Annotated in this window: 10 protein-coding genes and 1 tRNA gene; 4 read left to right on the forward strand and 7 right to left on the reverse strand. The window is 69.5% G+C overall.

The genetic code is table 11. The features are described 5' to 3' along the window. Positions 1 to 165: 165 nt before the first annotated feature. Together treZ and treY are read right to left on the reverse strand one after the other, a co-directional pair. Positions 166 to 1,977, reverse strand: coding sequence for a malto-oligosyltrehalose trehalohydrolase (gene treZ, locus FHX71_RS15910; protein WP_182617974.1), 1,812 nt, complete (start codon positions 1,975 to 1,977; stop codon positions 166 to 168). Then, positions 1,974 to 4,517: a malto-oligosyltrehalose synthase gene (gene treY / locus FHX71_RS15915; protein WP_182617977.1), complete on the reverse strand. Its 2,544-nt coding sequence runs from the start codon at positions 4,515 to 4,517 to the stop codon at positions 1,974 to 1,976. The genes treZ and treY overlap by 4 nt, the downstream gene beginning before the upstream one ends. A gap of 168 nt (positions 4,518 to 4,685) precedes the next feature. On the opposite strand from treY, the gene FHX71_RS15920 reads away from it, so the two are divergent. Next, on the forward strand, positions 4,686 to 5,684 hold the full coding sequence (locus FHX71_RS15920; RefSeq protein ID WP_182617979.1) for a cation-transporting ATPase: 999 nt from the start codon (positions 4,686 to 4,688) through the stop codon (positions 5,682 to 5,684). 183 nt (positions 5,685 to 5,867) lie between these two features. Then, entirely contained in the window at positions 5,868 to 6,230 is a 363-nt protein-coding gene (locus tag FHX71_RS15925) for a DUF6234 family protein (RefSeq protein ID WP_182617981.1), read from the forward strand. Here FHX71_RS15925 and FHX71_RS15930 read toward each other — a convergent pair. Then, positions 6,203 to 6,886 carry a potassium channel family protein gene (locus FHX71_RS15930; RefSeq protein WP_220489700.1) on the reverse strand — a complete coding sequence of 228 codons (684 nt, stop codon included), beginning with the start codon at positions 6,884 to 6,886 and terminating at the stop codon, positions 6,203 to 6,205. The two genes, FHX71_RS15925 and FHX71_RS15930, sit on opposite strands and share 28 nt — an antisense overlap. Before the next feature lie 211 nt (positions 6,887 to 7,097). Between FHX71_RS15930 and FHX71_RS15935 the strand changes: the two genes are divergently transcribed. After that, entirely contained in the window at positions 7,098 to 7,247 is a 150-nt protein-coding gene (locus tag FHX71_RS15935) for a hypothetical protein (RefSeq protein ID WP_182617984.1), read from the forward strand. A 33-nt stretch (positions 7,248 to 7,280) separates the two neighbouring features. Here FHX71_RS15935 and FHX71_RS15940 read toward each other — a convergent pair whose 3' ends face one another. Both FHX71_RS15940 and FHX71_RS15945 read right to left on the reverse strand, forming a co-directional pair. Next, positions 7,281 to 8,060 (reverse strand): hypothetical protein, encoded by a 780-nt coding sequence (locus tag FHX71_RS15940; RefSeq protein ID WP_182617986.1) that lies wholly within the window; start codon positions 8,058 to 8,060, stop codon positions 7,281 to 7,283. A gap of 48 nt (positions 8,061 to 8,108) precedes the next feature. Beyond that, positions 8,109 to 8,690, reverse strand: coding sequence for a TetR/AcrR family transcriptional regulator (locus FHX71_RS15945; RefSeq protein ID WP_182617988.1), 582 nt, complete (start codon positions 8,688 to 8,690; stop codon positions 8,109 to 8,111). 86 nt (positions 8,691 to 8,776) lie between these two features. On the opposite strand from FHX71_RS15945, the gene FHX71_RS15950 reads away from it, so the two are divergent. After that, positions 8,777 to 9,139 (forward strand): DUF4267 domain-containing protein, encoded by a 363-nt coding sequence (locus FHX71_RS15950; protein ID WP_182617990.1) that lies wholly within the window; start codon positions 8,777 to 8,779, stop codon positions 9,137 to 9,139. A 150-nt stretch (positions 9,140 to 9,289) separates the two neighbouring features. Here FHX71_RS15950 and FHX71_RS15955 read toward each other — a convergent pair. Next, positions 9,290 to 9,363: transfer RNA gene (locus FHX71_RS15955), tRNA-Met, on the reverse strand. Positions 9,364 to 10,773: 1,410 nt separating this feature from the next. Further along, on the reverse strand, positions 10,774 to 11,070 hold the full coding sequence (locus tag FHX71_RS15960) for a hypothetical protein (protein ID WP_182617992.1): 297 nt from the start codon (positions 11,068 to 11,070) through the stop codon (positions 10,774 to 10,776). Positions 11,071 to 11,171: the final 101 nt, after the last annotated feature.

Here is an 11,171-nt window from a genome sequence, read left to right on the forward strand (position 1 = left end):
CGAAAGCTATAGCCTATGGGCGACGACACCAAGCCTTAGGCGGCGCCGACGGATATTGCGGAATTTTCGCGCATTGATCCACGCCAATGGCGACATTCCTGCCTGCCTCCTAGCCTGCGCAGGTCGTGCGCATGAGCCGAATCAACCCGCTGCCCCGGCGGCCGTTCACCGCAGCACAACAACCCCAGGCCCCCGCACGGTCACCGCCACCGCCCCGTCCCGGCTCTCCACGACCGCGGCCTCACCCCCAAGCGCCGCCCCGGAATCGAGTACCACCGACGCCGCCCGAAGGTCGCGCTCCACAACCACCGACACGAACCCCTCCTCCACCGCCAGCACCACATCCACGCGCCCACCGCCTTCGGCAGCCAGACGCGTCATCACCACAACCCCGTCCTGCACCCGCACCGACGTCAAACCCCGATCCCCCGAAGCCACGGCCGCCTCCGACCGCCGCAACCCCACCAGCCCCCGATACAGCTCCAGCATCCGCGCCCCACCCTCAGAAGCAGCCTCGCCCCAGTCCAACCGAGAAGCCTCAAACGTCGACACCGCCTGAGGATCAGGCACCACCACATCCGCCCCGTACAGCTCCGCCCACCCGTGCCCACCGAACTCTGCGGCCCGGCCGCGCGAGATCGCCGCCCCGAGCTCCGGCTCCTCGTGGTCCGAGAAGTACTGGAACGGCGTCGTCGCGCCCCACTCCTCGCCCATGAACAGCATCGGCGTGAACGGCCCGAGCAGCACCACGGCCGCGCTCACCGCGAGCGCCCCCGGCGACAGCACGCGCGACGGCCGGTCGCCGAGCGCCCGGTTGCCGACCTGGTCGTGGTTCTGCGAGCAGACGACGAAGCGGCGTCGGTCCATGTCGGGCGGCACGGGCGCGCCCCAGTTCTTGCCGCGGAAGGTGGACCAGCCGCCGTCGTGCACGAACACGTCGGTCAGCGCCTTGGCGAGCGTCTCCGGGGTGCCGAAGTCGGCGTAGTACCCCTGCCGCTCGCCGGTCAGGAGGGTGTGCAGGGCGTGGTGGACGTCGTCGGCCCACTGCGCCGTCATCCCGTACCCGGCCCGCCCCTCAAACTGAGAACCGGTAGGCGTCACCGTCCGCGGATCGTTCGCATCCGACTCCGCCACCAGCGACAACGGCCGCCCCAGATCGGCCGCAAGCACAGCAACGGCATCAGAAAGATCAGCCAGCACATGCCGCGGCGAGTCGTCCACCAGCGCATGGACGGCGTCGAGCCGCAGGGCGTCGACGTGGAAGTCGCGGAACCATCGCAGCGCCTTCTCGATGACGAACGCCCGCACCTCCGCGGAGCCGTCGCCGTCGAGGTTCACGGCCGAGCCCCATGGCGTCTGGTGCTCGTCGGTGAAGTACGGACCGAACTCGGCGAGGTAGTTGCCCGAGGGCCCCAGGTGGTTGTCGACGACGTCGAGGCAGACTGCGAGCCCGCGAGCGTGCGCGGCGTCGACGAAGCGCTGGAGCGCCGCCGGCCCGCCGTACGGCTCGTGCACGGCCCACAGCGCGACGCCGTCGTACCCCCAGCCGTGGTGCCCGCCGAACGCGGCGACCGGCATCAGCTCGATCATCTCGACGCCGAGGTCGGCCAGGTGGTCCAGGCGCCCGACGGCGGCGTCGAGCGTGCCCTCGGGCGTGAACGTCCCCATGTGCAGCTCGTAGGTGACGGCGCCGAGCGCGTCGCGGCCGGCCCAACCGCCGTCGGCCCAGGTGTGGGCGCCGACGTCGAAGGTGCGCGACGGACCGTGCACACCGACCGGCTGCCAGGGGCTGCGCGGGTCGGGGCGCGACGGTCCGCCGTCGAGCGAGAACGCGTAGTCGGTGCCGGCCAGCAGGGGCCGCGGCGAGCGCCACCAGCCTCCGTCGTCGGCCACCATCGCCTCCGTGGTGCCGTTTGCGGGCAGCACCAGGTCGACGCGCGACGCCGAGGGCGCCCAGACCCGCAGGTCCCCGCTCATGCGCCGGCCCCGTCCGCCGAACCGGCACCAGCAGCACCGGCACCAGCAGCACCACCCGAGTCCGCTACCAGCAACGCAACCGGCCACGCCCCCAGCAGCTCCCCGAGCCGCACGGCCCCACCTTCAAAGACAGAACCGGTCAGCACAGACCGCCACCCCTCCCCCGGACCAAGATCCGGCAACACCACCAGAGCCTCATCAAGCCCGGGCGCATCCCCCAGCCGCGTAGCCACCACAGCCACCCGAGGCCCAGCACCGTCCGACCGCACGAACCCCACAGCCCGCGCAGTCGTCACCGGCAGCGGCTCATACCCGGCCCCCTCGCTGACGAACGCCCCGGGATACGCCCGCCGAACCCGCAGCGCAGCAGCCGTCACCACCAGCTTCTCCTCGGCCAGTCCCGACGGCGTCCGCCCCGCATCCAGCGACTCAAGTACAGCCGCAAGCCCCTCAAAATCAACGGCCCGCCGATTATCCGGATCAACCAGCGACGTCCCGGTCACTTCGGTCCCCTGATACACATCAGCGACGCCAGGCACCGTGAGCTGCAGCAGCTTCGTCGCCAGCACCGACCGCCGCACCGTCGGCGTCACCCGCTCCACCCAGTCGGCAAAACCGGCGACCACCTCGGGATGCGCCAACAGCGAGGTCGCGTACTCCACCAGACCGGCTTCCCGAGCAAGATCCGGCGCCGTCCACAGAGTCCAGGACTTCTGCTCCCGCGACGCCTTGACCAGGTAATCAGCAAGCCTTTCGGCCTCAATCGGTCCAGCAACAGTCCACGTCCCCGCGAGCGTCTGCCACAGCAGGTTCTCGGTCCGCCCGTCGAGGTCGGCGGGCCGCACGTCCGACGTCGCCTCCCGCAGCCGCCGCACCAGCGAGATCCACGCATCCGCATGCGAGGAGACTGCCCCGATCCGCGACCGCACGTCCTCGCCCCGCTTCGTGTCGTGCGTCGAGCCGGCGGTCATCGTCGCGGGCCACGACTCCGCGGTCTGCCGGGCATGGGCATGCAGTTCGTCCGGCCCGACGCCGAAACGCGCCGGCGCCGCACCCACCTCGCACAGGCTGACCAGGTGGGTCCACCGGTAGTACGCGGTGTCCTCCACGCCCTTGGCCATGACGGCGCCGCACACCTGCGGGAACCGGACGACGAACTCGGCACGCCGCTCCTCGTCCCGCCGGCCCGCGGACCCGGCCTCGCGCCCGAGCACCAGCTCGACGACGAGGTCGAGCGTGTCGTGCCGGTCCGGGTCGAGGCGCGTCCGGGCGACGTCGGCCGCCTCCCGCACCACGCGCTCCGCCTCGGGCGGGGCCTCCTCCCCCGGCACGACGTACGCGCGGTACCGGCCGAACGCGACGACCAGCTCGACCACGCAGTCCTGCAGGGACCGGAACGTGTGGTCGCGCAGCCGCACGTCCTCGCGGCAGATGTCGGCGAGCATGGTCGTCAGCAGGTGGATCTCCGCGTACAGCGAGGTCTCGACGATCTGCCGCTTGGCCTGCTCGATCACGTCGCCCAGGGTGGTCTGCTCGCCCGTCACCTCGTGCATCAGGCCGGCGAGCGGGGCCGCGCCGTCGGGGTCGACCTGGAGGGCGTGCAGCCGCCACGCCGTGTCGTAGCCCGTGGTCCCTGCGACGGGCCAGTCGTCGGGCAGCGCCTCGTCCTCCTCCAGGATCTTCTCGGCCACGACCCACGCCCCGCCCGTCGCCGCGTCCAGCCGGCGCAGATACCCGCGGGGATCGGCCAGCCCGTCGGGGTGGTCGATGCGGAAGCCGTCGATCACGCCCGCGTCGAAGAGCTCGAACAGCAGGGCGTGCGTGGCGTCGAAGACGTCGTCGTCCTCCACGCGGATGCCCGCCAGCGTGCCGACGTCGAAGAAACGCCGGTAGTTGAGCTCCTCGTCGGCCACGCGCCAGTACGCGAGCCGGTAGTGCTGCCGCCCCACGAGCTCGGCCAGCGGCAGGTCCTCCGTCTCCGGGCGCACGGGGAACAGGTGGTCGTAGTACCGCAGGACGGGCTGCTCCTCATCCCCTTCCCCGGGCACGACGGCGCGGTCGAGCACGAGCTCCCCCGCCGCGAGCACCGTGCCGATCCGCGCCCCCAGCACCGGCATGAGGAGGCCCTCACCAGCGGCGATGTCGAGGTCGAACCAGTCCGCGTACGGCGACTCGTGACCGTGCTTGAGCGCGGACCACAGGGCGCGGTTGTGCCAGGCCGGCGTCGGCACGGCCATGTGGTTCGGTACGACGTCGACGACGACGCCCATCCCGCGCGCGTGCGCCGCCGCCGCGAGCCGTTCGAGGCCCTCGCGGCCGCCCATGACGTCGCTGATCCGGGTGTGGTCCACGACGTCGTACCCGTGCGTGGAACCCGGCGCCGCCTGCAGCACCGGCGAGAGGTAGAGGTCCGTGACCCCCAGGGTGTCGAGGTACGGGAGCGTCTTCTCGGCGTCCGCGAACGTCAGGTCGGGGCCGAGCTGCAGCCGGTAGGTGCTCACCGGGGTGCGGCGGCCGGGTCCAGGGAGATGGGAATGCACTGTGCCTCCGTCGTTCGGTGGCCGTCCGGCCGTCCCGCGTGGTCCACACGATGTCGGACATCGACGTATCTCGCCAGGCCACGGGGTGAATCTCTCATCCTGGTCTCACGTACTTCTCATGATCGCGTGGAAACGTGGTCCTTCCGCCCGACGGAAGGAACGGACCGCATGTCCAAGCTCTCGAACATGATCGGCCTGGCCAAGAAGGTGCTCGACTCGCAGAACGGGCAGCAGCAGCAGCAACAGGGCGCGCCGCAGAGTGGCTCGACGGGCCAGAGATCGTGGCAGTCCACCCTTCGGGACGTCGCCAACGCGGTGAGCGGGCAGAACCAGCAGCAGGGACAGGGTCAGGGCTACCCGGGTCAGCAGCAGGGCTACCCGCCCGCTCCGCAGGGTTACCCGGGCCAGCAGCAGGGCTACCCCGCCCAGCAGGGTTACCCGGGCGGGCACGGCCCCGCCGACGCCGACCGTCAGGCGATCGCCCGCTACGACTACCTCATGCAGACCGCCGACCCGCACCAGGTCGAGCGGATCCACGCCGAGGCCTTCGCGCGCCTGACGCCGGCGCAGCGCCACGCCGTGATGCAGCGTATGCAGACCGAGCTCCCGCAGCACGAGCAGCCCCGCTCCGCCGACCCGGTCGAGCTGTCCCGCGCAGCGGGCCGCAGCGAGGCCCGCCGGCCGGGCTCCATGCGGTCCGTGCTCGCCAAGGTCGGCAAGGGCGGCGCCGTCGCCGGAGTCGCCGTGGGCGCGGTCGGTATCCTGGGCGCCGTCGCGGCCGGTGCGGTCGTCAGCAGCGTCGCCGGGCCCCTCCTGGCTGACGCCGCGAACCTCGGCGTCGACTTCGAGTCTCTTGCCTCGGGCGTCGACATCGAGGGCCTGACGGCGGCTGCCGGCGAGTTCGGGACCGGTGCCCTGGGCGAGGCCGCGGCCGGCTTCGAGGAGTACGGGACGGGCGCGATCGACCAGGCCACGGCGGGCATCGAGGGCTACGGGGCTGACGCCCTGGGCCAGGCGACCACGGGCGTCGAGGACTTCGCCGGCAGCGCCGAGGGCGCGGTGTCCGGCGTCGGGGACCAGGTCTCCGGGGTCGGCGACCAGGTCTCGGAGGCCGGCCAGGGTCTCTCGGACATCGCGGAGAAGTTCGACCCGCGCAACTTCTTCTGAGCGGCACCGTCCGACCGGGCCTGACGCGCTACGCACCCTTCCTCACCGGCAGGGTGCGTAGCGCTTTTCGGCCAGGTCGTACTATCCAGACATGACGGGCGGACAGAGATCCACGGGGTGCTGCGACCGGGAGCAGCCACGGTGAGCCATCACGACTAGACGTTCGCCGACGCCGGTCCCAGCGTGGTCGGCGAGGCAGTCGGATCCCTGATCGCTCTCGCGGGCCCCTTTGTCCTGCTCGTCAACCTGTGGGACGCCTACGGATTCCTGACGTCGTCCACACCGCAAGCTCGGCACACGATCGTGTACGCGGCGGTTGCCCTGCTCATGCTGGCCTCGGTGGCGTGGACCTTCGTGTCGGCCTGGCGTCGACAGGCTCGCGTCATCGCATTCGTCTGGCACGTGCTGGTGGGGGCCGTGGCGATCGCAGCAATCGCGCTGTTCATCGTTCCACAGGTGGACTGGCGTTCACTCAACGATCCGCCGCCAGTAGAGCAGAACATCGACTACGACCCGTGCTACTCGGGCGGAGCCCCCTGCGGCTGAGTCAGCTGTGTTCGCGGCTCTCCACCAGTGACCCTGTCGCCCTGGACCTGGGAGATGATCCACGCCGTGGCGCCGGCGATCACCGCCCCGACCGTCGCGATCCCAACGATCATCAGCCCCACCGCGATGAATCTGCCCTCGGTCGTCACCGGGTACCGGTCCCCGTAACTCACGGTCGTGACGGTGGCGGCCGACCACCAGAGCGCATCGCCGATCGACGTGATGTTGGCGTCAGCCGCATCCTGTTCGGCGTCGAGCATCGCGATCGCCGCGAGCCCGGAGACGACGACGGCCGTGCCGATCACATAGATACCGACGCGTCCGACGAGGGAGTTCTTCGCGGACCGGTTCAAGATGCGTGCCAGCGCAAGCACCCGCAACAACCTGAGCGATCTGAACATCGGCAGCACGATCAGCGCGACGTCGTACCAATGGCGAATGACGTAGGTCCGGCGCTGTTCGGCTAGCCAGATGCGCACCGCGAAGTCGACCGCGAACGCTCCCCACACCGTCCAGCTGCCGACCCGCAGCACCGTCTCCAGGTCGGGGTCGAGCCGCGGATCGATCACGGGCCATGCGTAGGCGATGAGAAACGCGACCGCCAGCAGGAGCAACGGGATCTCCGCGCGGTCCTCCCACCTTTCGAGTCTCGTCATGCATTTCACGTTACGCAGACGAACACTGCGCTTCTCGGCACCCGTCCGGAACGACCGGATGAATTCCGTTCGGCCAAGGGCCCCGGTCTGACGAGCGCTATCAAGCGATCCCGCGCGGGTCGACCTGAGATGTCAACCAGGCCACGTGATTCACCCGCCCGCGCCCCCTGCGTAGCCTGAAGCCCTGTCCGCACACGAGGGGGTCTGGCTGATGGCTGGTCTGTGGGGTAGGAAGTCTCGCGCGAAGAGCTGGAAGCGCGGCCTGTGGGGAAGCACGACGAAGGGCCGCAGCAAGAACCTGTTCAAGCGGACGTGGGGCAGCAGCAAGAACACCAAGCGCTCCAAGGGCGGCCTGTGGTGAGCGCACGCCGCTCGCGCTAGCTCAGGCGTTAGCTCAGTTCGAGCCGGGCTCCGCCTGCTCGCCGACAGTCACCGCGGCGGCGTCCAGCACGGCCCGGAGCTGATCGTGCGGAAATCCGTCGTCGGCCTCCGGGTCCGGCGCGAGCCGCGTGCTGTAGAACGGCTCGGCGTCGGCATCACGCTCGGCGACCCACCGGTTCCCGGCCTCGTCGCTCTGCCACGTGACGCCCTTGCCGCGGAAGTCGGCACGTTCGAGCCAGTCGGTGCCGCGCGGCCAGTAGCCTTCCCAGCTCTCGGGGCGCAGTCCGGCGTACGCCTCCTCGACGGCGGCGACGGCACCGTCCACGTCGTCGTCGTCGAAGACGGCCGCGAACCGGCACAGCAGGGCCAGTGCCGCGCCCGGGGGCCACTGCCCCGGGTTCTTCGCCGCGATGGCCCGGGTGATCAGGTCGAGCTCCGACCAGCGCAGCGCGTGCGGGTGCCAGTGCGCCAGGTCGTCCCAGCCGAGCTCGGCCGGCTCGTCCGAGTCAGGGTCGGCGTCCGAGTCCGCGCCCGCGCCCGGGACGGTCACGCCCAGGCTGTAGGAGTCGGCCCAGACGTCGATGCTCAGCACGACGTGATGGCCGGCACCGACCTCAAAGGCCACGTCGAACGACGAGTCATCGTCGTCGTCCTCCTCGTCCTCGTCGTCGTCCAGCCAGTCCTCGAGCTCACCGAGCCGGTCCGCACCGGGCCCGTCCGCGTAGGCGTAGGTGTACTGCGCCCAGAACCCGGGCTCGTGCAGCGACTCGTGCAGGGTCGAAGGCGTCGTCACGGGAGAAAGATAGGGCACTTCCAGCCCGCCGGGTAACGGCTCTCGCGGTCAGTCCTTAGGCGCGGAAAAGCGCTCGATGAGCAGCCCCAGCCGCTGGTCGTGGCCGGCCGCCGGGAGACGGCCGCTGCGCTCCAGCATGGCCAGGCCGTGCAGGCTCGCCCAGAAGGTCTCGGTGACGATGCCGGGGTCGTCGTCCCCGGCCAGCGGCTCGACCGCCTGGAGCAGCTCGCCGAACCCCTCACGCAGGTAGGCAGGGCCGTCCGCGTCGGCGAACCGCACCTCGACGGCATGCGTGAACATGGCGTCGTAGATCGCGGGACGCTTCCGCGCGAAGTCCGTGTAGGACGCCGCCACCGCGGCCAGCGCCCCGCCCGGGCCGACGGCGGCGCTGCGCGCGGCGCGCATCTCACGCGCCAGCTCCTCGAACCCCTGGGCCGCGACCGCCGTCATGATGGCGTTCTTGCCCTTGAAGTGGCTGTACAAGACCGGCTGGCTGTACTCGATCTCGGCGGCGAGCCGGCGGGTCGTGACCGCGTCCCAGCCCTCCGCCTCGGCCAGCTCGCGGGCGGCCCGGACGATCAGTTCCTCCCGCTGCGCCCGCTCGCGCTCACGGCGCGTTCCCGTTGCCATGCCCAGATCCTAGCACTGCTAGGAATTCTGCCTCCGCTCTGCTAGCGTCGCTATATCCGCTATCAACGCTAGCAAGGAGACCCGCCGTGACTGTCGTCGCCTACGCCCTGGCCGTGGCCCTCAACGTGTTCATCCTCTACATCGGGACGCGGTTCCTGCTCCACCCCTTCGTCGCGGCGGCCGGCTACGGCATCCCGGCCACGCAGGACCGGGCCTACCTCGAGATCAAGGGCCTGCGGGACGCCACGTTCGGGATCGTGGGACTGGTGCTGCTCGCGTTCGCCGGAGCCCACGCCGCGGCCTGGTTCATGCTCGCCGTCGCGCTGGCCCCGCTCGGCGACACCGTGATCGTCCTGCGGCACGGCGGGCGCCGGTCCGTCGCGTTCGGGATCCACTTCGCGACGGCCGTCGTCGTCCTCTTCAGCGCCGGGCTGCTGTTCGCCGTCTGAACCAGTCGCCGGTCCGGGCGCACATCGAGCACGAGGGCGTCGCGGTCAACAGCCCTGAGCCGACCGCCCGCCAGGGTCCGCACATGACAATGGCCCGAACCCACGTCCAGCGGGTCCGGGCCATCGTGATGTGCTGCGACATCACACACGTAGCGGGGACAGGATTTGAACCTGCGACCTCTGGGTTATGAGCCCAGCGAGCTACCGAACTGCTCCACCCCGCGATGACACCCTCAGGTGCGAAGCAAAGTTACCACGCAGGACGCCTCGGACCTGCCAACCCACCCGCCGCATCATCCGCCGAGGCCGACAAGGTTCCGGGTGAGCGGGGCGAGCCCGGGGGCGAGGGTGGGCCCGGAGGGATTCGAACCCCCGACATCCACGGTGTAAACCGTGGAAGTTGCCCTGACCTGCACGGACGCCCTCGGAGAGCACGCTCGTGGGCATCCCACGGGCATTCGAGGTTCGTGTGCGGAATCATCGCGACAGAGTCGCACGCCGGTGCAGCACCTGCTAGCGATGCGACAGTCCGAAATCGCGCCCCGCCCGTCATCTGACGCGTCACAGTTGTCCAGGCAGGCGCACACGCACGTCCAGGACTGTTGCATGGATAGCCGCTACACCAGTCGGCACCACAACACAGCCTGTCCGCGCGCCAGTCCCTGGCGTCGGGCGCGACCGCTCGACACCCATCCCCCTGAGCTGGCCCAGGTCTTCCTCCTCGCAGGTCCGAATCTGAGGCAAGGTTCGCCTCAGGGACGACAGGTGGTCTCTACCACCTGTCGGATCTGACAGCACTGCTCGCGCCGACACCGGCACGCGGTGGGGGCGGGCTACATCAAGCACACCTGGCACATCGCGCCCATAGCGGCAGCCCGCTCGCATGGGTCCAGGCAGCGCTGCGAAACCAACAAAGCGTTCGCCACCTGGGTAAGCCGCGCCGCGTTGCACGATGGCTTCAGCCGCGATGACGGCGGGCGCAGCCCTACGCGAACACATGGTCGACCCTAAACTCCACCCGCCGGCGCCTCCGGGAAGGATCGCGTCCGTCAACGGCATCCGGCTGCCGCGCGAGGTCACCCTCGACGCGAACGGCACTCAGGTACTGACCGGGCGCCACCTCCAGCGCGCGCACGATCCCTGACCTGACCAACCCGGCGACTAATCCCACCAGCCGGAACGGAGCGGCCGCACGACCCCGGCCGGAACCGGCGCACGCAGCGACACGCGATAGCGAAACGATGCCAAACACCGTCAAGCCACACATGGGACGAAACCGTCAGGCCGGGCTACCCGCCAAGTAAATGATCGAGGCTAACAGCACGTTCTGCAGGTACAACTCCGTTTGCCGCCCGAGCCGTGCTCTTCACTCCTCGCAGCACGCCTTTCATCCCGAGTCCAACAACCCCACCGGTCGCAGCGCCTGCTGCAGCCGCTCTGCAATTCGGAATCGAATTCACTCTTCCAGGCCATCAGGCTACCCCAGAAGTTCCAGAAGAGCTCGGGGGCCCAGAACGCGTGATACGCGTCAATCGCAAAATTGACGGAGTCAAGGAAGGCAAGGCGCGATCAAACCATCCCACCTCGGTTAATCACCAGGGGACGATCACAGGGACGCTGTCAGTTAGCCAAAATCAGCCGCGATCCAGTTCCTGAAGAACGACTTCGCGTACATCTCGCTCCGATTCTCCACGCAGGAGCATAAGTTTCATGATTATTCTGCCAAGCAACTCAAAGTGGGCTTCACTTGAGGATGCGTCTCCGTACGCCGCACTCGTGATCAGCAGATCGCCGGCCGGAAGCTGCTCTGAGTCCAGTAGACCAGCAATCAGCCCTCCGGCGGCCGCGCGGGCGTACTCCTCCGGCAGCCCGAAGCGCGGCTCATCTAACGAGGCAACGAGATAACCGGAATGGCCCACAGGCTGATCCACTCTCCCACTCGGCCCTAACGCCATTACGCGAAGCGCTGAACTAACTACATGTTGCGAGTAACTGACACCTAGCAATCCCCACTGCAGACTGGCACCTCTTG

Origin of the sequence: Promicromonospora sukumoe (assembly GCF_014137995.1) — a bacterium.
Lineage (GTDB): Bacteria > Actinomycetota > Actinomycetes > Actinomycetales > Cellulomonadaceae > Promicromonospora > Promicromonospora sukumoe.

What these genes read in the sequence shown, in the direction of transcription:
- FHX71_RS15930 (WP_220489700.1), bottom strand. Translation starts at nt 6,886, where the DNA reads ATGACGAGACTCGAAAGGTGGGAGGACCGCGCGGAGATCCCGTTGCTC.
- FHX71_RS15945 (WP_182617988.1), bottom strand. Translation starts at nt 8,690, where the DNA reads ATGGCAACGGGAACGCGCCGTGAGCGCGAGCGGGCGCAGCGGGAGGAA.
- FHX71_RS15920 (WP_182617979.1), top strand. Translation starts at nt 4,686, where the DNA reads ATGTCCAAGCTCTCGAACATGATCGGCCTGGCCAAGAAGGTGCTCGAC.
- FHX71_RS15935 (WP_182617984.1), top strand. Translation starts at nt 7,098, where the DNA reads ATGGCTGGTCTGTGGGGTAGGAAGTCTCGCGCGAAGAGCTGGAAGCGC.
- treZ (WP_182617974.1), bottom strand. Translation starts at nt 1,977, where the DNA reads ATGAGCGGGGACCTGCGGGTCTGGGCGCCCTCGGCGTCGCGCGTCGAC.